We start from the raw sequence: 24,322 nt of genomic DNA, 5'->3' as shown, positions 1-24,322 counted from the left end.
AGTTTGAAAATAATATTTATTCTCATTATCATTTATATTGCGATATAGGTGATTTTTTATAAAAAAATATTGTAAAAAAACCTCCATGCCCGGGCAGGAGGTTTTTGAGCTTCACTTCTATTTAGATCTGCTTCGGCTCGCCCACTTCAGCTTGTAGATGTTTGCGGATGGTGGCAAAAGAGAAATTCTTGCTGTCCATACGTTTTGGCAGAATATAAGCACCTTGTTGGCCCTTTACCTTGAAATTGACCAAGATAAATTCAGGAGTGTTATACCACTCGTAAATATCTTTCCAGCCAATCGCACCTACACCTTCTTGCATGCCCATTTTCTGGCGCATCACGAGGCCATGCGGTTGCACGCCCAGACGAATGCCTTTGATTTCCTGAACCGGAAATTCATTCATCTTGCGTTTGACATACCATTCCATGCCAAATGTACGAATCAGGTAGTACAGCACCACACAGACAATCGCCACCCAGCAGAAGACAGTCGAATAGTTCTTGAGCAGAATAATACCCAGAATGGAAAGGGCCACAATAACACCCATGATCAGCCAGGCTTTCATGCCAATTTTATTGGTGCTACGCCAGATCGTCAGCTGAGCATGGCGCTGCTCTGCTTCTGAAATTTCATAGTTCACAGGCTGTAGGGTATAAGCGTATAAATTTTTCGCAGTCATAATGAAATTAACAGATTTAAAACTTTAAAAAGTTTAGCATTAATTGGATGCATTCAGTGAGTATATTGTTCCAAAATCAGTCAAATTATAGGGAAGCCAGTTCGGTAGCCTGTTGATCGTGCTCATGGCTTAAACTTTGCTTTAACTGACTGAGCTGGTTCAGAATACTAAAGATCAGCGACAGTTGCTGTAAGATGATCAACGACTTTTGGTCATCTTCCCGATTGTCGGACAGGCGCTGACGAATATCCAGCAGCATCTTGGGAGCACTCAGATCCGGCATTTCATCATGCAGCAATGCACCGTGAATATCGATCAGCGCCTTGTCGAGCAAGTCCAAAATATCCTGATCCTGAATTTTTTCCCGATGCGCACCCAAGGCCGCAATATAGCTGATAAAGGTATGGTTCAGGCATAAGAACTCAAAAGCCAGTGATTTTTGCTGCGGATCGAAGTCGGGCTCAGTAGCCAAAGTCGAAATCAGCGAAGCCACTTCGGCATCGGTATTATGCGCAGCGCGGCGCACCACCCGATATTTCAGGCCATTATTGCGTCCTGACTTATACTGTTCAATTACTTCGCCCAGATAATCACACTCGGCTTGTAGGGTACGATTGATGCTGCGCGGTAGACGACGGAATTTCCAGTCGGGGAAGATAAAGCTCACCCCAAACCAGGCAATCGCACAGCCAATCAGGGTGTCGATCATGCGCGGGAAGGCTGCGGCAAAGCCCATTCCATCCAGGTTAAAGTTAATCAGGGCCAAAATGGTAATAAAGGCCGTGGCCTGAGCATACTGTTTGCTGCGTAATTCAAAGAATAAAATACCACTGATGACCAGCAGTAATAACTGTCCTTCTACCGAAGGTACAAAATATAAAATCGCATAACCCAGCGTAATACCGGCCAGCGTCCCAATAATGCGTAAACGTAAGCGGCGCTTGGTGGCGTTAAAGTTAGGTTGGCTGACAAACAGGGCCGTCAGCAGAATCCAGTAACCATATTCAATATCGGTTAGCTGCACAAAGATATAACTGATCAGCAGCACAATCGACAGGCGGATGGCATGCCGGAACAGCACGGATTCAGGGGTCAGATGCTGCTTGATCCGTATTTTAATATCCTCCCAGCCTTTAAGATCATCATCTTTCAGCTGGTGGTCAATATACTTGGCCCGGTCAAATTTGATATGACGCTCAGTTTCCAGATTACGCAGCTGGGCATCAATCGACTTCAGGTTCTGATAGAGCGAAAATAAGGCATTTACCCAGACCTGATCATATTGCTGTTCTTGTCGTAGCTTTTCCAGAGACTGTCTCAGATTGCCAAAGGCATGTTTGAAGCGCTTGTTATGTACATAGGTGGTGCGGAGCTGAATACTGTCCGCCAGGTCCTTACAGGCTTTGGCCTGAAGGGACAGGATGCGTTGAAAACGAAACAGCACATCACTGTGTTCAAACAGCTTGGCCAGTTTCTGGTAGTCAATATGTGCCGAATCGGCCCGCTCATGAATATCCTGCGCGACAAAATAGTATTGCAGGCTGCGGCGTGTGTCCTTCTGACCACGGTCACCTTTCAGGCGGGTTAACAGCACTGTTTTCATTTCATTAAAAATCGAAATGAGTTTGCCATTTTCCAGAGATAGCTCAATGATACTCTGCTGATAGCTGTTCGGGGTCATGTCGACATCAAAGAGATTGGACTTGGCATATAGAAAGTCACCCAGTGAGGCATAGCATTTGGCCAGACTATCCTGCGCACGATGCGCCGGAAAGAAGAGAAAGCTTAAGGTGGAGAGCAGACCATACCACATGGCCCCAATCACCAATAAGCCGGCCTGCACATACCAGCCATCAAACAGGTCAACGCCCAGCATGGAATAGACGGACACCACCAGACAGCCATACGAAATTGTGGCATAACGCCGTCCCAGTGAACCGAGCAGAATCAGGGCTATACAGGAGACAATTAAAGCTAGCGCAAACAGAATCGGATAAGGAAATAGTAGATACACACCAACAGCGGTTATAAAGAAACCGAGATAGGTATACAGTTGATTCAGGATGCGCACCGAAAAGCGGTCATCAATATCGCTTAAGCCAGCTGCTACCACTCCCAAGGTGAGGGGAATAGTCATTAATTGCTGCCCCATAAAATAGGGCACAAAGGCTGTGCCTATAAACGCGACCAGCATACGCAGGTTATACATCAAGGTCGTATTATAAGTGGTGCGTTTAAGATGATTAAGCCAAGATTTCAACGGTGATCCTTTATCCTTCGGTCTGGTGTGGGGGAGAGTGAATATTCGCGTAAAAATGCGATCTCGATAACATTTAATTTCCATATAAATCATACTATGTGCTGTGTTAACTTGTCTGCATTCATCGCGTTAAATCTTAAATCATGAACTCAAGCAATACAGTACAGCAGCCTTATCGTATGTCCTGGATTATTTTATTGGCTTCGCTGACTGCATTGGGGCCTTTATCCATTGATATGTATCTGTCTGCCTTGCCAGAAATGGCCGCTGACTTTGGGGTCAGTACCCAGATGGTCGCTAACAGTTTACCTGCCTATTTTCTGGGGCTGGCGCTTGGGCAGCTGATTTATGGTCCGATCAGTGACCGGGTTGGACGTAAGCCGCCACTGTATTTCGGGCTCTGTCTTTATATTGTGGCGAGCGTGTTGTGTATCTTTGCCCAGAATGAGTGGAGCCTGATTGCAGCGCGGATTTTGCAGGCCTTAGGCGGCTGTGTAGGTGTGGTCATGGTGCGTGCTGCGATTCGTGACCGTCTGGATATGCAGTCGGCCGCTCAAGCTTTTGCCAGCATGATGATTGTGACCAGCATCGCACCGATTATTGCACCCAGCTTGGGCGCTTGGGTTTTAATTTTTTATGATTGGCACATGATCTTTGTGGTCCTCATGATGAGTGGCCTGTTTATGCTGGCTTGCGTACATTTTCTGTTTGAAGAAACGCTAAAGCCGGAACAGCAGCTGAAACTGAACTTTCAGCAGGTATTAAGTCTGTACCGTGCCATTTTCCAGGATGAGAGTTTCCGGCATCCAATGCTGGTAGGCTGTCTGTCGGGTGGCATCATGTTTAGTTATATCAGTGCCTCTTCGGCTATTTTTATGGACCGTTACCAGCTGAGTGAACAGCAGTTTGCCTATGCATTTGGAGTAAATGCGATGGGTATCATGTTATCTTCAGCGCTTAATAAACATCTGGTGGGACGTTTCACGATACGGGGACGACTTCAACTAGGACTGTGGCTACAAGCCCTTGGGGTGAGTGCTTTACTCATTATGGGGCTGCTGGATACTCAGTCAGTCATTCCCGTTCTGGTCGCCCTGTTTTTGGTCGTGGCGGCAGTGGGTTTTACCGGTCCCAATGCGATGGCACTGGCCATGTCCGAACAGGGCGCGCGAGCGGGCACCGCCAGTGCCATTATCGGCAGTATGCAATTTACCTGCGGCTTGTTGGGTGGGGTTTTGCTCAACTTTTTACTCTGGAATGCATTATTGAATATGGCTTTGGTGATGACCTTGCTGGTCTGTATTGCAATACGGATGCAGTTTAAATTAGCCTGAGCAATCGAGCCTAAAGAAAGCATTAAAGCGGTGGAGTATAAAAAAAGCCAAGGGCTTTGTCCCTGGCTTTTTGAGTAAAGTAAAACTTCTTAATCAGTGATTTAAAAATACTGCGAATTCTTCTACCGGAACACGCGGGGTGATATAGCTATTGATAATATGATCAGGGTCGGCATAACCCAGCGCCATGCCACAAATCAGTTCTTCCTCTTGTCCTGCACCGACCACTTCCAGCACAAGCTGATTAAAAGGATTCCAGGCAGCCTGTGGACAGGTATCTAGGCCACGCGTTTTGGCGGCAATCATGACATTTTGGATCATCATGGAAACATCCATTTTAGAGCCGATGCCCAGCGCCTTATGTAAAGTAAAGAAGAGCCCTACCGGTGCATCAAACAGTTCATAATTTCGCAGCTGTTGACGAGCCATCTTCTCTTTTTCGCCTTTTTGAATGTTGAGCAGGCCATATAAGCCCCAGCCATTTTCACGACGACGTTCTATAAAAGGCGAAAACCATTGCTGCGGATAATAGGAAAAAGTTTCGCCATAGTGTTCTGCTAGCGCAGGATTGGCCTGTAATTCGATTTGCGCCTGACACACCCGTTGTACCAGTTCATCCCGCTTTTTGCCTGTCAGCACATACACTTTCCAGGGCTGGATATTGGTTCCTGAAGGTGCACGACTCGCAACGGTTAAAATATCTTTGAGCAGCTCGGTGCTGACCGGAGTATCTAAAAAAGCACGCACGGAATGACGTGAGCGAATGGTTTGGTCTACTGCACGAACGAGGTTTTGATCCATTTTGATATCCAATCTTATATCCTTACGATTTTGAATGACTATAAACTAAACAAACAGTTTGGTGGGTACAAAGTGAATAACGTGATGAGCTGTTATAATTTTTTTTCATTCTGAGGGGAATTAAAATGCCTGTTTCAAGAGCTAAATCTCCTGATTTTTTAAGTGATATATTAGGCTCATAATATGCAGGATAAACTGCTGCAAGCTCTTATAAGCGGCTGAAAGCGTGATAACAGGCATCTCTTGAGGCCTTTAAGCTCCTGGAAAGTTCCAGATGGTAGACGACTAAAGTAGCCAGAAGATCAAATTTTAATGTAGAGATTAAGAGTTTATTTGAATTAATAAATGCTAAATTTTATATAAGAAATAATAACTTATAATAATTTTTTATAGGTGATTTAACTATTTCTAATAAAAAATAATAAAACTTTATACAAAGAAACAGCATAATGTGCGACTTTTCATCTGAATACATGTGCTTTGAAGAAATTCAGCTTTACATGGCTAAGATCTACTTAAAATAAAGTTATTCCAAACGGCTTGTTTTAAGCCAATTAGGTTGAAAGCGCTCAGAAAAATGTAAAATATTTTTGGGTAGTAAATGACAGTGATTCATCAGCTTTCATATAATTAACTGCTCGTTTTGAGCAGGCATGAAGTTGAAAGACAGGCTGTTTTTTCGCTTTTATAAATCTCTCATTTATTGAATATGATCATCATGATGATATTCATAAGTTTGAAAGGGATGATTAAGCGTTTTGTGATTCTAAAAGTGAGAGATGACTTCGAGGCATTTCTGGCGTAGTCATCATAGGTTGCAAGCAGACTGCAACATAAAGTGACTTTTAGAACGACAAAAAACTCCAGATCATCTTGGGCAAAAATTATGGATTTTACTTTTAACGCATTTTATACCTTGATCGCGGCAGCTATCGTGCTGTTACTCGGACGTTTCCTGGTCAATAAAATCGAATTTTTAAAACGTTACAACATTCCTGAGCCTGTAGCAGGTGGTCTGGTTGCAGCGATTCTCTCATTGCTGGTACACACATTCTGGGGTTATAGCATTACCACAAGTGCCCAATTGCAAACCAGTTTTATGCTAATTTTCTTCTCCTCAATCGGTCTGAGCGCCAACTTTTCCAAACTACGTGAAGGCGGGATCGGGCTGGTGATCTTCCTGATGGCGATTTCTACATTCATTGTGATACAAAACGTCGTAGGGATCAGTCTGGCGACTTTACTGGGCATCGATCCGCTGATTGGTCTGATTGCTGGTTCAATTACCTTGACCGGGGGACATGGTACAGCAGGAGCATGGGGTGAAATTCTGGAAGTTCAGCACGGTATTCAGGGTGCGCTTGCACTGGGAATGGCCAGTGCGACTTTTGGCCTGATTATTGGCGGAATCATTGGTGGACCTTTGGCCAGGCTTCTGATTAACCGTCACAATCTGGCGACTGAGCGTACCAACCAGCAGATTGAAAAGCGCAACAATACCCCGATGGATATTAATTCTACGGAATATATTCCATTTGAATATCCACATCAGGTACGTCTGATTACCGCGGATAACGCAATTACAACGCTAGGCCTGTTTGCCGGTTGTCTGGCATTTGCAGAATTTATGACCGGTTTTAGCCGAGGGACGGCATTCGAGCTGCCGACTTTCGTATGGGCGCTGGCAGGCGGCGTGATTTTGCGTAATGTGCTGGAAGGTATTTTTAAAGTTCAGGTCTTTGACCGGGCGATTGATGTTTTTGGAAATGCGTCCTTGTCGCTTTATCTGGCGATGGCATTGCTTTCTTTAAAACTCTGGCAACTGGCAGATCTTGCAGGACCATTGATGGTGATTCTGGGGGCGCAGACCTTAACCATGGCCTTATATGCAGGTTTCATTACCTTCCGTGTGATGGGTAAAAACTATGATGCTGCGGTACTGGCAGCCGGTCACTGTGGTTTTGGTATGGGGGCGACTCCGACTGCGGTAGCCAACATGCAGGCGATCACCAATACCTATGGCCCATCGCATAAGGCGTTCCTGATTGTGCCGCTATGTGGTGCATTCTTTGTTGACCTGATCAATGCAACGGTCATTCAGATGATTCTAAAGTTCTTTATATAATTCTTTGTATACAAAACTTTGGTAATGCAGATCGGTTAATGGAAATAATGACCAGTATGTACCTGATTGCAATTTTGTTAATCAAGGCACATAGCGAACTGTTCCAGCATGGCTATTCTGCTGAATACCAAGATTAAGTCAATTTAAAGAGCTGTTAAGACTTGGAAGCAAAAGCCCCGACTGGTTCGGGGCTTTTTTACTGGCTGGAAATAGGAAAAGAGATTTAAAAATAGTGGAGATAGCCCTGATAGATGATAAAACCGCTGATCAGGCTCGCCCAGACCGGCAATTTGGAACGAAGCAATAAAATCATGAGGAGGACAAATAGCAGATCCGACCAAGAGCTGAAAGAACGCTGCGACAGATCAAGCAATAAATACAATAACAAACCCACCACAGCTGCATTGATGCCACTAACTGCCCGCTGAATATAGCGTTGTTGCATCAGCCAGGACCAGTAAGGCAGGGCGGCAAAGACCAGCAAAAACGAGGGTAGAAAAATCGCACAAGTGGCAAGAAGGGCATTGAGCCAGGGAAAGGCTGTCCATGGAAGCAAGGCAGCTACATAGCTGGCAAAGCTGAACAGGGGACCGGGCATCAGCTGGGCAAAGGCATAACCCAAGTCAAATGACGGCCCGGAAACTAGATGTGTGGCCACAAAATCCTGATAGAGCAATGGTAAAACCACATGGCCTCCCCCAAAGACCAAGGAACCGGTCTGATAGAAATCTGCGAAAAATTGCAGACTTTTCCATTCAGTGAAGTGGACAATAAGCGGAAGCAGGAAAAAGGGCGCGATAAAGATAAGCAGCCAATAAGGTGCAGCAGACTTTCTGGCAAATGCTGAATCAATAGCTGGAGCATGCTCTGCATTTGGCTGTTGAGCAGACGCTGGCCCAGACTTGGCCATGAGCAGGCCACTGATGGCTCCCAGCAGAATTACTAAAAGCTGGTTAAAACTGACGCTGATCACCACAAGCAAAAGGGTCGAGATCAGCACCACGGCATATTGCCAGGCCGTTTTACAGAGACTGTTCAACATCTGCCAGAACGCCCAGGCGATCACAGCGAAAACCACCAGTTGCAGGGTGTGAAAGCTATTTGCATCTAAGATATAAAAATAATGCTGTCCTAGCAGTGCAATGCCTGTCATGAGCATCGCAGAAGGAAGGGTGAATCCCAGCCAGGCCATCAATGCGCCGGCATAACCTCGCTGTAGGTAACCAATGGAAAGACCGACCTGACTGCTACTTGGACCCGGAAGCAGATGGGCCAGCGCTACCAGCTGACCATATAGCGGGTCGTCTATCCACTTTAACTGCATGACAAATTTACGGTGAAAAAATACCAGATGGGCAGCAGGTCCGCCAAAGGAAAAACAGCCAAGTTGTAGGAAAATCAGGAAAATCTGGTATAACGAAGGTCGAGTCATACAGTTGCTGCAAAAATATAGATAAGCTAAGCCAACTGTATGACAGTTTTACGAAATTCTACAGATTATTTGCGCATGTGTTTATACACTATGCTGTTTTGGGTGAGGAAGGTCTTCGCTACATGCAGAATTATGTATTGAGTCTGCTCATTATAAGTGTCGTGGTGCTTGGTGGTTGCCAAACTGTGCCCATGACATCTTTGACCAATCATTTACAGTCTGCTGTCATTGTAGAAGCCCAGTCACGTCCAAATCTTATTAATTTCTGGAAGATAAAAAAAACCGAACAGCGGCCGATTGTTGCCCTGGTCTTAGGTAGTGGCGGGGCGCGTGGGTATGCGCATATTGGTGCGATTGAGGTGCTGGAGCAGGCGGGCATCCGTCCCGACTTTATTGTAGGTACCAGTGCTGGCAGTCTGGTCGGATCCATCTATGCCAGTGGTAAGCCGGCAATTGAATTACGCAATATTGCCCTTAACATGAAAGCGAATGATGTCCGGGAGATCCGTTTGGACCTGAAAGGCTTCTTTGATGGTAAAAAGGTCGAAGATTATGTCAATCTGCAGGTTGACCAGATGCCGCTGCAGGACATGAAAATTCCAATGTTTGTGGTGGCAACAGCACTTAAAGAAGGCAAAAAGGTGGTCTTTAATTACGGCAATACTGGACAGGCGGTACGTGCATCCGTATCCATTCCGAGCATGTTTATTCCCACGCTGATTCAGGGCCAGGAGTATGTGGATGGGGGGCTAGTGAGTCCGGTACCGGTTAAGGTTGCGCGTGAACTCGGCGCCGATATTGTTATCGCCGTGGATATACTGGCACAGCCTATACACACCGAAACCAGCAATGTCTGGGGACTGTTTAACCAGAATATTAATATTATGCAGCAGCGTCTGGCCCATGAAGAGCTGCAATATGCCGATGTCGTCATTCAGCCGGACTTGCGTGAGAAAGGCCATATTTTCGATGTACGCGGTCGGGAAATGACGATGCAGGCCGGAATTGAGGCGACCCAATACAAGCTAACCGAGATTGCCCAAGTCTATCAAAAGCATAATTATATTCGCGGACATCGTATTCCCCAATTGTTGACCCATGAATCACAATAACGTTTTGGAAAATCAGCCGATTTTTCCTCTTTTGGAATATGGGATGAAAGCTGTTGGAACTCGATCTCCTCCAGATACTGAGCAGGGCTATCGTTTTTGTCTATGATCTGATTATCTCCCCCAGCTATTTATTGCTTATATATTCACAAAATATAGAATATAATTAAATACAAGAGATTGAATTATAAAAATATAATTTTTTTATAAAACTCTAGTGATGCTAATTTGAACTTTTAACATATTTGTTTATAGACTTAAGTTAAGCAAATATTTCAAAAACATAATCTGCATGCCAGAATGTATTTTAATGAATACTAAAAAATTTGAGAGCTTCATGAATCATATTGAAATTGGACAACACGTTAAACTGGCACAATTCGAATCTTATATTTTCACCGTAACTGCTGTGCATGCAGATGGTTCGGTTGATATTGAAACCACACTTGATGGGCAGCAAATACTCAATTATGAAAAGGTTGCTCGAGAAATGCTCAAACGGGTCGAGGAAGAAAAATAGCTTAAGCATTAAAGTGCTGCTGATTAAAGTCGAGTATTTGCTGATAATGTGCATATTAAAATATAGATCGTTTATTTGCCTTAAATAAACTCTTATTTAATTTAAGCTTATTTTCTGCATGCTGAAAATGCGATAGAAATAATTAAATATACTTTTTTCTATATAAAGTAATTTTCTGTATAAATAATTGTGATGTTTTATTTGCCGAATTGAACATTTTATTTATGTTAAAATTGATATAATAATGACCTATATCATTGTCATTCAAAGAGTTCAGAAAAAACGATGACCCTTTTAGATCAAATTGCCCCAGTATCGGATGACCAGTCTGAGTTAACGATGTCCGTTCTGATGACACCAGATATGGCGAATTTTTCAGGAAATGTTCATGGGGGCACCATTCTGAAACTACTGGACCAAGTGGCTTATGCTTGTGCCAGCCGCTATTCGGGCAGTTATGTCGTGACCCTATCTGTAGACAAGGTGAATTTTAAAGAGCCGATTCATGTCGGTGAATTGGTGACTTTCCTGGCTAGTGTGAATCATGTTGGTCGTACTTCTATGGAAATTGGTATTCGTGTAGAAGCACAGAATATTCAAAAACGTACTGTACGTCATACCAATAGCTGTTATTTCACCATGGTTGCAGTCGATGAAAATGGTAAGCCAAAACAGATTCCACCGCTGAAACTCGATAATGACTGGAAACGCTGCCGTTTTGAAGCTGCAGAGCAACGTAAAGTGGCCCGCTTGCAGGAAAATCATCATCCATCCTGCAGCATTTATAAAAAAACTGCCCATAGTTAAATAGTGAAATTGTCATAAAAAAGGCTTTTTGAAAGGTCTTTTTTTGATGAAAACCAAATACAGGCTCTAGTCGGGCCTTTATTTTTATCTTAATATGAAACGATACGTATCGTTTCGATTGTGGAGCTTTTAAAGGTGGAAGAAAAATCCTCACGCCGTCAGGACGAGATTTTACAGGCAGTCAAGCAGGCTTTGACTGAAGGTGACTATTCGCAGCTGACCGTTGAAGATATTGCTGCCCGGGCAGGCGTAGGAAAATCAACCATTTATCGCTGGTGGAAACATAAATCGGAACTGGTGCTGGATACCTTCAAGCAGCATACCGCTTCGGTATTTGAACTGAATGCAGAAGAAAGCTTGAGAACCAATTTGATCCAGCAATTAAGCCTGCTTGCCCAGGCTTTAAATCATCCAGTGGGGCGAGCCTTGCTGGTGGTGATTGCGGATCATCGGGAATTGACGAGTGAGTTTTTTCAGCAGTATTTATTGCCGCGTCGCCAGCAGACCCATGAATTACTGCAACAGGCCATTCAGCGCGGTGAGATCCGGGCAGATTATCCTTTTGATCTGATGCTGGATAGCCTGTATGGCCCGATTCATTATCAGATTATCTTTTTTAACCGGCTGCCGGATGAAGTCTATATTCAGAAGCTGGTCGACCTTGTATTAGCTCCAGTGCTGGTTTCTGTTTGAGCGTGTGACTTTTAATAGTGGGTGTTATGTCAGTTGCTCCTGAGCGGTTATGGAATCGCTCATTCATTCTTTGCTTGTTGAATAATTTTTTTCTGTTTGTTTATTACTTTGCTTTATTGACCATCTTGCCGATTTATATCATGAAAGATCTGGGCGGAACGGTCAAGGAGGCGGGTTTGGCCTTAACCCTGTTTTTGGCATCTTCTATTGCGATCCGGCCGTTTTCCGGGCTGATCATTGAAAAGCTGGGCAAAAAAGTCTCTCTACGTGCTGCCGGAGTGATCTTTGCCCTGTTTGCCTTTAGTTATCTGCTGGTCGACAGTATGAGCTCCTTGCTGGCAGTCCGGTTTTTTCATGGAATCTGGTTCAGTATTCTGACCACCGTGACGGTACCGATAGCCAATGAATTTATACCGGAGCACTGTAAAGGTGAGGGGATGGGCTATTTTGTGATGTCCACCAATCTGGGAGTGGTCTTTGGGCCGCTTCTGGCGCTGAGTATCATACAAGTGACCAGCTTTCAGGTGCTCTTTGGCTTGCTGGCGGTGATTATTTCCGTCGGGCTGATTTTCTGCTGGATGCTGAATATCACGGAACTTCCTCCAGCCACACCGCGAAAGGCGGAAAAATCCAGGTTTAGTCTGCATGATGTTCTGGAGTTAAGGGTGCTGGCAGTCAGCTTTGTGGCGCTGCTTACGGCATTTTCCTATTCCAGTATCACCAGCTTTATTACGCCTTATAGTGAGTCTAAGCAGCTCTTGGCTTATGCCGGAATATTTTTTATTGTGTTTGCTGTATCGATGCTGCTGGTGCGTCCCTGGGTGGGCAAAATTTATGACCGCAAAGGTCCAAGTGCAGTGATTTACCCTTCGTTTGTTTTTTTCGCAATTGGTCTGCTCGTCGTCAGTCTGGTTTCTAATCAGTGGATATTATGGCTGTCAGCAATCTTTATCGGCATCGGCTATGGGTCCTTATTTCCATGCTTGCAAACTCTGGCAATTCAGTCGGTTGAAAAACAGCGCATGGGCCATGCGATTTCGACTTTCTTTACCCTGTTTGATCTCGGTCTGGCTGTGGGTTCGATCGTGATGGGGCTGCTGATTGCACAATGGGGCTTTGAACAGACCTATATCTTCTGTGCAGTCTTAATCATGTTGACCCTATGGGTTTATCGTCAATATGTGGCCAAAAAACACCATGCAATTGTGGGCAGCTAAGAGAGGAACCAGCAGATGGAATTAAGACATTTACGCTATTTTGTGACAGTGGCGAATGAACTGAACTTTACCCGCGCCGCTGAAAAATTAAATACCGTACAACCCTCCTTGAGCCAGCAGATTAAGGACCTGGAACGCGAAGTCGAGGTACAGTTACTCAAACGCAATAACCGTAAAGTGGAGTTGACCGAAGCCGGACAGGCCTTTTTAAAAGAGGCGCTATTGAGTCTGGAACATGCCGAGCGTGCCATACAAGTGGCCAGACAAATCGCCCATGCCAATAAGGACCAGCTCAATATCGGCTTTGTACCTGTGGCGGAAATGAAAGTTTTCCCTTATATCATGCCAACCATCCGGGCACATTTTCCGGAAGTGAAAATCAATTTTCATAGTCTGACAGATGCGCAGCAGTTCAGGGCCTTAAAGAAAGGGGAAATTGATATTGCTTTTACCCGTTATATCGAGAATGCCGAAGAGCTGGAACATGTGCAGATCTTTAGTGAGCCTTTGGCGCTGATTGTGCCCAAAAGTTCCCCGATAGCTGAACAGCGTCATGTCAGTATCAAAAGTCTGAACCAACAGGATTTTATTATCAGTGATGAGGGGGCTTCCCCCCAGCTGTACAAGATCGTGACCGACTTTTTACAACAGTCCAAAATTAATGTGAATGTGGTCCAGCAATCCACCAATATTTTGCTCAATGTTAATCTGGTGGGGATGGGAGTGGGCTGGAGCCTGGTGCCTGCTTATGTGATTCCTCTACTGGGTGACAAGATTGTGGTTAAAAATACCATTGAACCTTTACCGATGATTGACCTGTATGCCAGTTACCGTAAAGGCCAGAGAAATGAATTGATTGAACTGATCCTAAAGATCCTGAATGAACAGTTTTATATGAATCTGTTTTAATTTCTCAATCAGATCTCTTTCATAAATTGCAGATTAGCCTTGAAAATGCAATATCGTGTTGCTGCCATACCTGACTCGGACTTTTAAAGCCGGGTCTTTTTCTTGGGTGATGATTCAAGCCTTGAGTGATTTCTAAGAGATAGTCATCCATCTAGATCTTTAAATCACTGCCTCTTTGAATATATGGCCGGATTAAACCTTTGGTATTTTCATTCTTGCACAGCTGGCCACGTGTTTTTCAGAAGAGCCGTATTTTCTGTTTCTCTGATTTCCCAAACCTAGGAGGGGAAAGAGTGTACCGCCCTTATTTTTATCCTGTTAGATGAAGCAATTTGTTCAGGACTGCTTTGAAGCTTAAGACGAGAAATCACCTGGGCCTGCCTTTTATCATGGATTTTTTTAGGACTGGAAACATGAGCTCTTCGCGCTAATTTATGGACCTGCTTGGCAAAACAACCATTTCTTGCTTCCAATAATTTAATCTCTGTTGTACTTCAGGTGCCAATCTAAGAATTAAAAAACCATCTTTCTATTCAAGTATTTAAATAGATATTGAAAGTCTCCGCGCTATTGAAGAGAAATTAAAACGTTCAGATAGACATCAAGCAATATAAGGCTGGACATGGCTTATATTGAAAATGCTATTTCTAATCAGCTTGCTTTCAAAGATGAGTACGGGTGATTTAAGGCGGGGCAGCAGTTTGTGTAATTCCCTATTGAGAGAGTCTTAAAAGGCTATTGAAAACTGAGAGTTATGATATGAAAAGACCACGCCAAGGCATGGTCTTCTGTGAGTTCTACTCGAGGAACTTAAACTTGAATCGAAAGCTTGCTGAACAATTGCTGACTGATGCGGTTTAGGGTTTGTGGGATAGCAAGTGCCGCCACAAAACGGTCTGGACGCAAGATCACCACAGATTCAGACGTCTGACCGAACCAAGCACGAATATCTGTACCCATATCACCAATGGTGATTACATGTTTATAGTGCTGACGCTGCGGATTATCCATTTGTATGGCAGGCAGCACCTGAATAAATTTTACGCCCAGCTTTTGCCACTTTTGCAGATTTTCTGCTGAAAGTCCCCATTTCGGATCTACACCCCAAGCGATGATGGCAAAATCATTTCCGATCACTTCATCCAGCAGAACGGTTTCACCTGATCCCACACGCACCTGCGGCTGAATGAACATTTTACCTACCGGTGAGTTTTTACTGTTGTGTGGAATCAGCGCGCCGTCATGATATTTAGGCATTGGCTTGAAGCGCATTTCTAGCAAGTATTGCTTGATGGGCTTGATATAGTTCAGTGCATAGGCAATCCCGTCACGTACAAAACCTTGCCATTTTTTGGGTGGTGCCAGTACGTGACCCGCCATCACCGACAGATCAATCATGGCCTTTGCATGGTCTTTACGTTCAATCTGGTAAGAGTCAAGCAGTGCCGGACCTGCTTTGCCCTGAATGACTAGCGCCATTTTCCAGGCCAGGTTAAAGGCATCACGCATACCGCTGTTATAGCCCTGACCTTGCCATACCGGCATAATGTGGGCAGCATCACCTGCCAGCAAAATACGGTCTACACGGAACTTATCGGCAATACGCGCATTGTGGGTGTAGACACGCTGACGGATCACTTCGATACCATCAGTGGTTGGTAAAACCTTAGATAACAGTTTGGCAATATTTTCAGGCTGGCTAAGTTCTTCTTGGGTCTCACCGGGCATGACCATAAATTCAAAACGGCGAATACCGTGTGGCAAGGCAGCAGACACATAAGGACGCACCGGGTCACAGCATAAATAGATGTGGGGGGTCGCTAGCGGATCATTTTCAATATCAATTACAATCCATTGGTTGGGTGCAGTCTCACCATCAAATGCCACGCCCAGAGTACGGCGTACATAAGAATTACCGCCGTCACAGGCAATCAGGTATTGCGCCTGAATGGTTTCTGTACCGCCTTCTTTGGTTTGGACATTTAGTGTTACACCGTCGGCATTCTGGCTAAAGTCAGTCAAATGACGTGAGAAAAGCACTTCAGTGTTTTTATATTGTTTTAAGCCCTCTAACAGAACACGGTCGACTTGAGGCTGAATAAAGGCATTACGGCGTGAGAAACCAAACTCACGGGTTAAGGGCTGAATATCGGCAAAACAGCGACCTTTAGGTGTTAAAAAACGCATCGCATGGTTGGGTGTGGTATGTGGAAGCACCTGATCGACCAGACCTAAAGACTGAATCGTACGCAGCGACTCATCATCAATCCCAATGGCACGGGGATAATCAATCAAACTATCCAACTGTTCGACCACCGTCACTTGTATGCCTTGTTTGCTCAGGTAATTGGCAAGTGTCAAGCCTACTGGGCCTGCACCTAAAATCGCGACTTCAGTTGTATAATTTGTTTTACCCATAGCGAATATCCATTCAATCCACAATCAATATGGGTCATTAAGGGATAAATCGGGTATTCAGACAAGCTAGGCCATAGTAGGTAATGTGTATTAAATGAATAAATAAAGGGTTAGACAGTCCGGAATAATTTATTGATTTTAAATGATTAATTTATTGTTCTTTAATAGCCCCTAGCAATTTTATGATCAATTATGACTATGGTAGATGAGCTTTAACCTATAAGAAAAATGCCAAACCCGCTCTCGCGTGGTTCAGCATTCTTTCATAACCAGCCGTATAGACCGAGGCCTACTGGAGTTCTACTGTGCTGGCTATGCTTCTCATTCCGAGGGTTTAGATCAGCTTAACGAGCAGCAGGCGTTGCTGAAGATTGACCTTCTGCAGCAGCTTCAGAAGCCGGCTGTTCTGTAGTTGCACCAGAAGTCGGCATTTCCTGCGTACTGACGATTACTTTTTGTTCTTCAGTCGTGTGTTCAGCTGCTTTTTCTGTTGCTGCAAAGCTGGTGGCTGCTGCTGCAGTTAAAGTGGTTGCAAGTAAAAGTTGTGCATATTTCATGTTGAGTATCCTTGATTATTTCATTTTTAACATGTCAGCGTGATCATCACACCGGCCTGACAGGAATTCATCCTAAGCAGCGAAAATAGGCCGGGCAAATGAATTAACAAAAGCCGCACACCAGAACGAACTGAACATTTACAAATCCAAGAAAGTTGTTTGTTTTTTGTTAATTGTATAGGAGAAGCTTAGCAAAAAATGTGTGTAGATATTTCAGAGTTACTTGTTATTGGGTGATTCGGATGGATAAAAAGCAGCAAAAAAAGCTCTGTAAGCAAAAAACGGAGCCATATTTGAATTCCTGTGCTTGTCCATCAGCCTTTTAGTAGATTCATCTTTTATAATGGTCAGCGTTTGCTGTTTTCTATCTCATTTGTTGTGAGTCGATTTTGAAAGTTCTTGCTGCTTCACCTGCTATTCCTGTGCATATTATTTCCGGCTTTTTAGGAGCCGGTAAAACCACCCTGTTAAAACAGCTGCTGGCTCAGAAACCTGAACAGGAGGTTTGGGCGGTGCTGATGAACGAATTTGGTCAGATAGGGGTAGACCAGCAGTTATTAAGTCAGGATGAAGGCTATGCCGTCAAAGAGCTGCTCGGTGGATGTTTGTGCTGTAGCAGCCAGTTACCGATGCAGATCGCCTTATCGCGTCTGCTTTCCGAAGCCAAACCGGACCGGCTGTTTATTGAACCGACTGGTTTAGGTCATCCTGCACAGCTGTTAGAACAACTGACAGAACCGTACTGGCACAGTCAGTTAAAGATGCAGGTGCTGGTTACGGTGGTGGATGGCTCACGTTTGCATGATCAGGCCTGGACCCAGCAATATCTGTATGCCGATCAGTTAAAAGCGGCACAGCTTATCGTGATTTCCCATCCAGACTTGATGGCAAAGGCCGATCATCTGGCACTGCAACATTTAAAAGCCGAATATCAGCCTTATGCCCAGCGCTGGCTGATGGCGGAACAAGGCCAGCTGGACATCACTGAAATCCAGCAGGACTATCAGGGCAGCCCACGCCAGCTGCAACCTTTATTAAAGCTGCGCCCACGGCTGTCCCAAACTGATGAGGCACCTGTAGTTATCCGGCAGTTGCCTTATCATTATGTCGAGCGTGCCCAAGGCTATCAGGTGGCCGGCTGGAAATTTCCAAAACGCTGGCAGTTCGATTTTTATGAATTGCTTGATCTGCTGTGTGAGCAGCAGGACTGGCTCAGAATTAAAGGGATTTTTAATACCCAGCAAGGCTGGAAAAGCTTTAACTTCAACCCGGAGCAGTTTAATTATCAGTCGGCTGAAGAAGGCATTGATAATCGGGTTGAAATTATTTATCAGCAGGATCGGGACTGGCTGGGATTTGAAACTGCCTTATTGCAATGTCGTATTGATCCGGAAAAGAAAGAAGCCTGATAAAAGTCCGCTTCAGGCCTGAATCTGTGCAGCAAAGCCAGAATAAATCTTATATGCTAGGCGCCAAATTTGAGGATAATATTATGGCGTTAAAAGCAACAATTTATAAGGCAGACCTGAATATTGCCGACATGGATCAGCACCACTATGCGGATTATCAGTTGACGATGGCGCAGCATCCTTCAGAAACGATTGAGCGTTTAATGGTGCGAATTTTGGCTTTTGCACGTTATGCCGAGGAAGGGCTGGAATTTACCAAAGACCTGTTTGAAACAGATGAACCCGCCCTGTGGGAAAAAGACCTGACCGGTCAATTATTGAAATGGATTGAGGTCGGCTGTCCGGATGAAGACAAGGTGAAAAAAGCCAGTGCCCGCTGCAAGCAGGTGGCGATTGTGTCTTATGGTACAGCGGTCGATGAATGGTATAAGCGCAACCCAAAACTGAAAACCCTGTCCAATCTTGAAGTCTGGAAACTATCTCCTGTAAGTACAGACGCGATACAGCAATTATGTGCCAGAACCATGCAATTGCAGCTCAATGTCATGGATGGAGAATGGACCTTGATTGGTGATCAGGCACAGGCGGTCATCGAGTGGGAACAGTTACAATAAGCGTCAGGATGGATGCAAGTCTCCACTTGCATCCTGGTCGCAAAATTTCGTATATCTGGGAGGTCGGGTCAGTTTCAGAGTCGAGACATGCCTCATGAGTTGTATGAGCTGCTGCTAGCAGTTGCGCTCGGTGCAATTATTGGCGCAGAGCGGGAATATCACAGTAAATCCGCCGGGCTGCGCACCATGATCATGGTCAGCCTGAGCTCCTGCCTGTTTACCATTATTTCCCTGAAAATTGGTGTGGAAAATCCTGACCGGCTGGCAGCCAATGTCTTGACGGGTCTGGGGTTTCTGGGTGCCGGGGTTATATTGAAAGATGAGAACCGGATTTCCGGCATTACTACCGCAACCACTATCTGGATGACGGCTGCGCTGGGCATGGCGGTCGGTGCAGGTTATGCCTTATTAAGTATCTGGACCACGATCATAGTCATGCTGGTGCTGGTATTGCTGCTGTATGTCCAGCGCGGGATTGAATTGCTGAATCAGGAGCGCAGCTATGACATGGTCTGCTGTTTTGAACAGCATAAAATCGACCATTATGAACAACTGTTTAAAGACCATCATCTAAAGGTGATCTATTCTCACCATCAAAAAATGGAAGGACAGATTACTGGGCATTGGGTCTTAATGGGATCGGCCAAAAACCATCAAAAATTAACTCAGTGCTTGCTGCAGGATGAGGAAATTCAGCAGCTCAGCTTTTAGGCCCTTGCCATGAAAGCGCAAGGAATTTGAGTAAATCCGGTTTATACTGCCTGAATTAAATACCAGTTTTGGATGAATGACGATGATCAACGAACTTGAAATTATTGATTTAAAAGTAGGTGAGGGGAAAGAAGCGGTCAAAGGTGCCTTAATTACCACGCACTATACCGGCTGGCTCGAAGATGGAACCAAATTTGACTCATCACTGGATCGCGGAAATTACTTTGAAACCGTGATTGGTACGGGTCGGGTGATTAAGGGCTGGGACCAAGGCATCCTAGGAATGAAAGTGGGTGGCAAACGTAAATTGCGGGTTCCGGCACATCTGGCATATGGTGAACGTAAAATGGGGAAAATCATTCCAGCCAACTCGAATCTGATTTTTGAAATTGAACTGTACGACGTAAAAACCCGTGATGAATAATCGGGCTGCCGATATCCTGTTTTTTAACTCTCTATAAAAAAGACGAAGTCATGGCTTGGGTAGGCTTCGTCGTATTCACTACAAAAAAAAATTGTACTTGTTCTGATTCTACGTAAGATTGAAAAATAACCGGTTTTTCAGGAATATTGCGCTTTTGCAAAACATGATAAGGCATATCTATAAGGTAGTGGTGGCTTGGCTCATACTGACTGTATCGGTGATAGCTCAAGCCCAAGCCTTATCTGCTTTTGCACCGCCTCCCGAACATGATATTGCGGAAATTAACTTTACTGAGAACACCAGTACGTCTTTGGATACGGACTGGCTGTTTTATCAGGGGCAGTTTATTACTGCACCTAGTCCGGTGGTCCAGCCACAAGTTTGTCAGCTCCCGGCGTCCTTTAAAAATCTGACCGGATCAAATATGGGGTATGGCACTTTTATTGGCCATTTTAAAATTCCTAAAGAATTTATTGGACGAAGAATAGCAATCCATATTCCGGCGCAATATGGCGCTTATCAGGTCTATATGAATGGTGATTTTATTCTGCGTTTAGGTAAAGTCAGCACCACTGCGGCAGGTCAAGTCACCAAAAGAGCGCCCCAGATCGGTTATTTTGTACCAGAAAGCCAGTATTTTACCCTGAGTATTCAAGTCTCCAACTACAGTACTTTACATGGAGGACTCGAACGTCCGCTGCGGATTGGAACAGCAAGCACCATTAACCGGCAGTACCAGCAGATTATGATGAGTATCAGCATGGTCAGTGGCATGGTGTTGGGAATCGGCTGCTTTACAATTTTATTTTCAGTCTTTCGTGGTTCCAAGGAACGTAATAGTAGAAGTATTTTCACCTTTGGCCTGTTTATTGTTTTTCTGGCTTTGCACAACCTGTTTAATGCCCCTTATGCCTATTCGGTCTTTACCAGTATTGACTGGCTTTGGGGGATGCGTCTGCAATATTTATTCACCTTCTTGGCGATTCTGTTTTTCCTCAGCTATATGTACCTGTTTAATCAGCGTTATCTGCATCGTTATGTTTATTATATAGCAGTGGCTTTTCTGCTGTTTAACTGTGCGGTGACCTTATTTACTCAACCGGAAATATTTGAACGTGTGGCACTGTATAGCGCTATTTTCTGTTGGGTGATTGGGGGTAATTTCATCTATGGTTTTTATCAGACCTTGCGGCAAAAACTGCCTTATTCACGTCTCACCTTATATGCAGTGGTTTTTTTGTGCCTGACCTTTTTGAATGATTATCTATTACTGATCAATGTTATTGAAACTACAAATTTACTGTTTATTTCAACCAGTCTGTATGCCTTGTTGACCATGTTTCAGCAGTCCAGAAACTATGCCCATCACACTTATCAAACCGAGCAGCTAAATATACGTTTAAAGGAGCTAAACAGCTCGCTGGACCAGAAAGTGAAGGAGCGTACCCGGCAATTATATGAGCTGAATACCAGGCTGGAAGACCAGATGAATATAGATGCGCTGACAGGAGCCTTTAACCGGCGAGCTTTGAATAAAGAAATACAAAAGCACTTTTCTCATCTGCACCAAGATTCACAGCAAAGCCTGATTTTTAGCATGCTGGATGTCGATTATTTTAAGAACTATAACGATTATTATGGGCATTTGAAGGGGGATGAAATTTTACAGAATCTGGTGAAGGTGATTCAGAAAGAATTACCCGAATCTGCCTATCTAGCACGTTATGGGGGAGAGGAATTTGCGATTCTGCTGAAAAATGTGACCATTCAGGTCGCCTCAGCTTATCTGGAAAATGTACTGCGGAAGGTTCGTGAACAGCAGTTTGAGCATTTGAACCGGGGCGATCTAAGACTTATGTGACGGTGAGTATAGGCGTGGCCTGGATGGATGATCAGCAGCGTTATACCGATATTCATGAATTGATGAAAGCTGCGGATGTCCAACTTTATGCCGCAAAGCAGGCGGGGCGTGACCAGTTAAAAATGGCAGAATAAAATGATCAGAAGGTATATTTATATAAACGATAAGGGTCTTCAGCATCTGGGCTGATACGTGTCAGAAAGCCATGTTTTTGATAATAGGCTAAAGCGGTCTGGGTCGACTGTATTTCAAGCTGATGAATCTTTTTTCTGGCTAAAGAGACAGACATCTGCTGGATCAACTGAGTACCAAAACCCATGCGCTGGCAGTCAGCACTGACATAGTGCATCAGAATTTCACCGCGGTCACTTACCATTAAAAAGCCCACAACCCGGTCATGTAAAATATAGACCCAGCAATCGTTATACAGCATTTCAACGATCAGGTAGGCCTGGTTAAATTTTTCCAGCCAGGTCTGGATCACACTGTCTTCGCGTTGATGATCCAGCACACAAGATTGAATACTGTCATGAATGACCTGAATGATTTGCGGTATATCCTGAACCTTCCCTTCACGAATCATAATTTTATTCATTTACTCGACCATTTATAGGGAGGTTCCATTTGACGGCAAAGCCAATTGGAAAACCAAGAGCGTGATTGTGTCATTTTGGGATAAATTTGCTAAACAATGCCGTGCAAAAGCCGTTTTTTGTTGATAATTTGTCTCATTTATTTATCTTTTGCCTAAAGTCTGAACAGTTTAAATTAGATTAAGCATAGTAAGGCAGACGGTCTAAAGACTGCTATTAATATGAAGTGAAAAATTAGAAGAAAAGACTCTATAAAAATAGGCTTGTGAGCGCTTTAAGAAGGCTAAGCCGAGAAGCCGCCTTTAGCTTCAAGTCACTCTCAAATGAATAAACGACATCTATCCCTAGAACCAGCCCGGTGAGATAATCCATTATGCTTAAATTTTTGCTATTGTTTTGTCTGCTGCTGATCTTTTATGCAGCCTGTCAGGTGGGCCTAAAGACTTATAAAATCCGTCATTATCTCAAGGGCAAAGCATCAAACATAGCTACAGCGTTGGCTGCCGTTCCTCTCTCCAATTACGTCAGGCGGGAAATGGTTCATGTGGTAGAAGCCCATGAACAGGAATTGTTCGATGATGTCGCCAGTTTACTGTTTCAGCAGAAAACAGATCTTCAGGATCCGGCTCAGGCTGAACAGTTGCAACAAAGACTGTTCTATAAAATGCCGGGACGGACCACTACACATATTCGTCGTCTGGACTTGGGAGAATGGTCAATTTACTGGAATTTCTATGACCAGTCCCTGGAATATTATGTGGGCTGCTATGGCATTTTTTATACGCACGTTGACCGCTTCGGGCAGGAACATAAGCTGGAGATTGCTAAAAACTTATCACATTCGCCCTGTATCTGATATCTATCAGCAATCAGGCCCCGGATCAAAACAATCTTCAGGCTGCATATTTCTGCTGATGTAAGTGCTTAAAGGTGTTCAATGCTTCATCCCAGATTTTTTCTGCGCCCTGACGGAAATATCCCATATGGCCAATCTCCCGAAGGCCATAATCTGCTGCGCGAATATCAATATAGGATTTTTTAGCTTGAGCGTAGTGCTGTATAAAGGCATGCCTTGAAGCGGGTAAGGCCCAGGCATCGTCCAGAGCGGCAATGGCATAAATCCGGGTTTGAACCTTGGCATACTGGTCATGCAATGCTTTCAAGTCAGGGTCAGCAAAAAAATAAGTCGGATTTTTACACCATTTGCGCCACTCACGATACACATCATAGGGCAGGTCTGCGCCCATTTTCAGAAGACTCCACGGCAGATAGCCACTAACAGCCACCATCGGGGGAAAGATAATATTCCAGATCACCTGAACTTTGATTTTTTCCTTAAAAGGCATATAGCCATGCCAGCCTGCACCCGTACCAAAACAGTAGAGCGCTTCTACCCGGTCATGATATTTACTCAGCCCCAGAGCCTGCCCCCCATAGGAATGCCCAATCATATAAATGTCCAGACCGGTTTTGCTTAAATACTCAATCGCGGCGGTCAGGTCATAACGGCCCCAGTCCAGATAGGACATTTTAAAGTTTTTGAGCGTTTTGGGTGCTGAAGTTGCAATGCCACGATAGTCAAAAGTCAATACCTGAAAACCGGCCGCGGTCGCATATTCAGCAAAGCGCCGATAGAACGCTTGCGGAACACCGGTGGCACAGGCCACCACGATATTGGCCAGAGCGGGCATTTCTGTCTGGTAAAGCTTGCCACTTAAGGTGTAGCCGTCTTCCGCCAGAAATTGCACGGTTCGGGTCTGAATTTTTCCTTGTGTCATACTAAGTTCCTTTTATTTTCAGCGATCAGGATAAGAATCATTTATAGTAGTTTTAAGCAGATCCGCCC

General features: G+C 44.4%; 21 protein-coding genes and 1 pseudogene. 14 read left to right on the top strand and 8 right to left on the bottom strand.

Annotated elements, in window-relative coordinates:
- Window positions 1-121 precede the first annotated feature (121 nt).
- Window positions 122-682, bottom strand: a complete 561-nt coding sequence (locus tag E5Y90_RS10680; RefSeq protein ID WP_151204731.1) for a hypothetical protein — start codon at window positions 680-682, stop codon at window positions 122-124.
- Window positions 683-767: 85 nt separating this feature from the next.
- Window positions 768-2,942 carry a YccS family putative transporter gene (gene yccS, locus E5Y90_RS10675; protein WP_151204732.1) on the bottom strand — a complete coding sequence of 725 codons (2,175 nt, stop codon included), beginning with the start codon at window positions 2,940-2,942 and terminating at the stop codon, window positions 768-770.
- 143 nt (window positions 2,943-3,085) lie between these two features.
- Between yccS and E5Y90_RS10670 the strand changes: the two genes are divergently transcribed.
- A complete protein-coding gene (locus E5Y90_RS10670; protein ID WP_174660191.1) occupies window positions 3,086-4,276 on the top strand; it encodes a multidrug effflux MFS transporter in 1,191 nt (396 codons plus the stop codon).
- 93 nt (window positions 4,277-4,369) lie between these two features.
- Here the strand turns inward: E5Y90_RS10670 and E5Y90_RS10665 are convergent, their stop codons facing one another.
- A complete protein-coding gene (locus tag E5Y90_RS10665) occupies window positions 4,370-5,077 on the bottom strand; it encodes a nitroreductase (RefSeq protein ID WP_174660190.1) in 708 nt (235 codons plus the stop codon).
- A gap of 886 nt (window positions 5,078-5,963) precedes the next feature.
- Between E5Y90_RS10665 and gltS the strand changes: the two genes are divergently transcribed.
- Window positions 5,964-7,202, top strand: coding sequence for a sodium/glutamate symporter (gene gltS / locus E5Y90_RS10660; protein WP_151204259.1), 1,239 nt, complete (start codon window positions 5,964-5,966; stop codon window positions 7,200-7,202).
- A gap of 223 nt (window positions 7,203-7,425) precedes the next feature.
- Here gltS and chrA read toward each other — a convergent pair whose 3' ends face one another.
- On the bottom strand, window positions 7,426-8,634 hold the full coding sequence (gene chrA / locus E5Y90_RS10655) for a chromate efflux transporter (RefSeq protein ID WP_174660189.1): 1,209 nt from the start codon (window positions 8,632-8,634) through the stop codon (window positions 7,426-7,428).
- A gap of 122 nt (window positions 8,635-8,756) precedes the next feature.
- Here chrA and E5Y90_RS10650 point away from each other — a divergent pair, with 122 nt between their 5' ends.
- The 6 genes from E5Y90_RS10650 (at window position 8,757) to E5Y90_RS10625 (ending at window position 13,889) form a co-directional block, all read left to right on the top strand.
- A complete protein-coding gene (locus tag E5Y90_RS10650) occupies window positions 8,757-9,746 on the top strand; it encodes a patatin-like phospholipase family protein (RefSeq protein WP_174660188.1) in 990 nt (329 codons plus the stop codon).
- 334 nt (window positions 9,747-10,080) lie between these two features.
- Entirely contained in the window at window positions 10,081-10,263 is a 183-nt protein-coding gene (locus E5Y90_RS10645) for a hypothetical protein (RefSeq protein ID WP_151204262.1), read from the top strand.
- 285 nt (window positions 10,264-10,548) lie between these two features.
- On the top strand, window positions 10,549-11,070 hold the full coding sequence (locus tag E5Y90_RS10640; protein WP_151204263.1) for an acyl-CoA thioesterase: 522 nt from the start codon (window positions 10,549-10,551) through the stop codon (window positions 11,068-11,070).
- Window positions 11,071-11,205: 135 nt separating this feature from the next.
- Window positions 11,206-11,763, top strand: coding sequence for a TetR/AcrR family transcriptional regulator (locus tag E5Y90_RS10635; protein WP_373688380.1), 558 nt, complete (start codon window positions 11,206-11,208; stop codon window positions 11,761-11,763).
- A 26-nt stretch (window positions 11,764-11,789) separates the two neighbouring features.
- Window positions 11,790-12,980 (top strand): MFS transporter, encoded by a 1,191-nt coding sequence (locus tag E5Y90_RS10630; RefSeq protein WP_174660187.1) that lies wholly within the window; start codon window positions 11,790-11,792, stop codon window positions 12,978-12,980.
- Window positions 12,981-12,995: 15 nt separating this feature from the next.
- Window positions 12,996-13,889, top strand: a complete 894-nt coding sequence (locus tag E5Y90_RS10625) for a LysR substrate-binding domain-containing protein (protein WP_151204266.1) — start codon at window positions 12,996-12,998, stop codon at window positions 13,887-13,889.
- A gap of 810 nt (window positions 13,890-14,699) precedes the next feature.
- Here the strand turns inward: E5Y90_RS10625 and E5Y90_RS10620 are convergent.
- Together E5Y90_RS10620 and E5Y90_RS10615 are read right to left on the bottom strand one after the other, a co-directional pair.
- Window positions 14,700-16,307, bottom strand: coding sequence for a bifunctional 3-(3-hydroxy-phenyl)propionate/3-hydroxycinnamic acid hydroxylase (locus E5Y90_RS10620; protein WP_174660186.1), 1,608 nt, complete (start codon window positions 16,305-16,307; stop codon window positions 14,700-14,702).
- Between the two features lie 344 nt (window positions 16,308-16,651).
- On the bottom strand, window positions 16,652-16,864 hold the full coding sequence (locus tag E5Y90_RS10615; protein ID WP_151204268.1) for a hypothetical protein: 213 nt from the start codon (window positions 16,862-16,864) through the stop codon (window positions 16,652-16,654).
- A 389-nt stretch (window positions 16,865-17,253) separates the two neighbouring features.
- Here E5Y90_RS10615 and E5Y90_RS10610 point away from each other — a divergent pair, with 389 nt between their 5' ends.
- From E5Y90_RS10610 to E5Y90_RS10590, 5 genes and pseudogenes are all read left to right on the top strand, one after another.
- Window positions 17,254-18,273: a CobW family GTP-binding protein gene (locus E5Y90_RS10610; RefSeq protein WP_174660185.1), complete on the top strand. Its 1,020-nt coding sequence runs from the start codon at window positions 17,254-17,256 to the stop codon at window positions 18,271-18,273.
- 83 nt (window positions 18,274-18,356) lie between these two features.
- Complete coding sequence (locus E5Y90_RS10605; protein WP_174660184.1) at window positions 18,357-18,887, top strand: YaeQ family protein; 531 nt, start codon at window positions 18,357-18,359, stop codon at window positions 18,885-18,887.
- Window positions 18,888-18,974: 87 nt separating this feature from the next.
- Window positions 18,975-19,598 carry an MgtC/SapB family protein gene (locus tag E5Y90_RS10600; RefSeq protein ID WP_174660183.1) on the top strand — a complete coding sequence of 208 codons (624 nt, stop codon included), beginning with the start codon at window positions 18,975-18,977 and terminating at the stop codon, window positions 19,596-19,598.
- An 82-nt stretch (window positions 19,599-19,680) separates the two neighbouring features.
- Complete coding sequence (locus E5Y90_RS10595) at window positions 19,681-20,022, top strand: FKBP-type peptidyl-prolyl cis-trans isomerase (RefSeq protein WP_151204272.1); 342 nt, start codon at window positions 19,681-19,683, stop codon at window positions 20,020-20,022.
- Between the two features lie 163 nt (window positions 20,023-20,185).
- Window positions 20,186-22,017, top strand: a pseudogene (locus E5Y90_RS10590) (diguanylate cyclase domain-containing protein).
- Window positions 22,018-22,022: 5 nt separating this feature from the next.
- Here E5Y90_RS10590 and E5Y90_RS10585 read toward each other — a convergent pair.
- Window positions 22,023-22,466: a GNAT family N-acetyltransferase gene (locus E5Y90_RS10585; RefSeq protein ID WP_151205964.1), complete on the bottom strand. Its 444-nt coding sequence runs from the start codon at window positions 22,464-22,466 to the stop codon at window positions 22,023-22,025.
- Between the two features lie 383 nt (window positions 22,467-22,849).
- Here E5Y90_RS10585 and E5Y90_RS10580 point away from each other — a divergent pair, with 383 nt between their 5' ends.
- Window positions 22,850-23,332 (top strand): hypothetical protein, encoded by a 483-nt coding sequence (locus E5Y90_RS10580; RefSeq protein WP_174660182.1) that lies wholly within the window; start codon window positions 22,850-22,852, stop codon window positions 23,330-23,332.
- 37 nt (window positions 23,333-23,369) lie between these two features.
- Here E5Y90_RS10580 and E5Y90_RS10575 read toward each other — a convergent pair whose 3' ends face one another.
- The gene (locus E5Y90_RS10575; protein WP_174660181.1) at window positions 23,370-24,254 is read right to left on the bottom strand and encodes an alpha/beta fold hydrolase; all 885 of its coding nucleotides are present in this window, start codon (window positions 24,252-24,254) and stop codon (window positions 23,370-23,372) included.
- Window positions 24,255-24,322 lie beyond the last annotated feature (68 nt).

The sequence above is a fragment of the Acinetobacter sp. 10FS3-1 genome, from assembly GCF_013343215.1.
Classification (GTDB): Bacteria; Pseudomonadota; Gammaproteobacteria; order Pseudomonadales; family Moraxellaceae; genus Acinetobacter; species Acinetobacter lwoffii_C.
The sequence above is the reverse complement of the archived record's forward strand: the minus strand, read 5'-3'. Positions and strand labels throughout refer to the sequence as shown.

Excerpts from the sequence above, each read along its gene's own strand:
- E5Y90_RS10680 (WP_151204731.1), bottom strand. The coding sequence starts at position 682 with ATGACTGCGAAAAATTTATACGCTTATACCCTACAGCCTGTGAACTAT.
- E5Y90_RS10670 (WP_174660191.1), top strand. The coding sequence starts at position 3,086 with ATGAACTCAAGCAATACAGTACAGCAGCCTTATCGTATGTCCTGGATT.
- E5Y90_RS10665 (WP_174660190.1), bottom strand. The coding sequence starts at position 5,077 with ATGGATCAAAACCTCGTTCGTGCAGTAGACCAAACCATTCGCTCACGT.
- gltS (WP_151204259.1), top strand. The coding sequence starts at position 5,964 with ATGGATTTTACTTTTAACGCATTTTATACCTTGATCGCGGCAGCTATC.
- chrA (WP_174660189.1), bottom strand. The coding sequence starts at position 8,634 with ATGACTCGACCTTCGTTATACCAGATTTTCCTGATTTTCCTACAACTT.
- E5Y90_RS10650 (WP_174660188.1), top strand. The coding sequence starts at position 8,757 with ATGCAGAATTATGTATTGAGTCTGCTCATTATAAGTGTCGTGGTGCTT.
- E5Y90_RS10645 (WP_151204262.1), top strand. The coding sequence starts at position 10,081 with ATGAATCATATTGAAATTGGACAACACGTTAAACTGGCACAATTCGAA.
- E5Y90_RS10640 (WP_151204263.1), top strand. The coding sequence starts at position 10,549 with ATGACCCTTTTAGATCAAATTGCCCCAGTATCGGATGACCAGTCTGAG.
- E5Y90_RS10630 (WP_174660187.1), top strand. The coding sequence starts at position 11,790 with ATGTCAGTTGCTCCTGAGCGGTTATGGAATCGCTCATTCATTCTTTGC.
- E5Y90_RS10625 (WP_151204266.1), top strand. The coding sequence starts at position 12,996 with ATGGAATTAAGACATTTACGCTATTTTGTGACAGTGGCGAATGAACTG.
- E5Y90_RS10620 (WP_174660186.1), bottom strand. The coding sequence starts at position 16,307 with ATGGGTAAAACAAATTATACAACTGAAGTCGCGATTTTAGGTGCAGGC.
- E5Y90_RS10615 (WP_151204268.1), bottom strand. The coding sequence starts at position 16,864 with ATGAAATATGCACAACTTTTACTTGCAACCACTTTAACTGCAGCAGCA.
- E5Y90_RS10605 (WP_174660184.1), top strand. The coding sequence starts at position 18,357 with ATGGCGTTAAAAGCAACAATTTATAAGGCAGACCTGAATATTGCCGAC.
- E5Y90_RS10600 (WP_174660183.1), top strand. The coding sequence starts at position 18,975 with ATGCCTCATGAGTTGTATGAGCTGCTGCTAGCAGTTGCGCTCGGTGCA.
- E5Y90_RS10595 (WP_151204272.1), top strand. The coding sequence starts at position 19,681 with ATGATCAACGAACTTGAAATTATTGATTTAAAAGTAGGTGAGGGGAAA.
- E5Y90_RS10585 (WP_151205964.1), bottom strand. The coding sequence starts at position 22,466 with ATGATTCGTGAAGGGAAGGTTCAGGATATACCGCAAATCATTCAGGTC.
- E5Y90_RS10580 (WP_174660182.1), top strand. The coding sequence starts at position 22,850 with ATGCTTAAATTTTTGCTATTGTTTTGTCTGCTGCTGATCTTTTATGCA.
- E5Y90_RS10575 (WP_174660181.1), bottom strand. The coding sequence starts at position 24,254 with ATGACACAAGGAAAAATTCAGACCCGAACCGTGCAATTTCTGGCGGAA.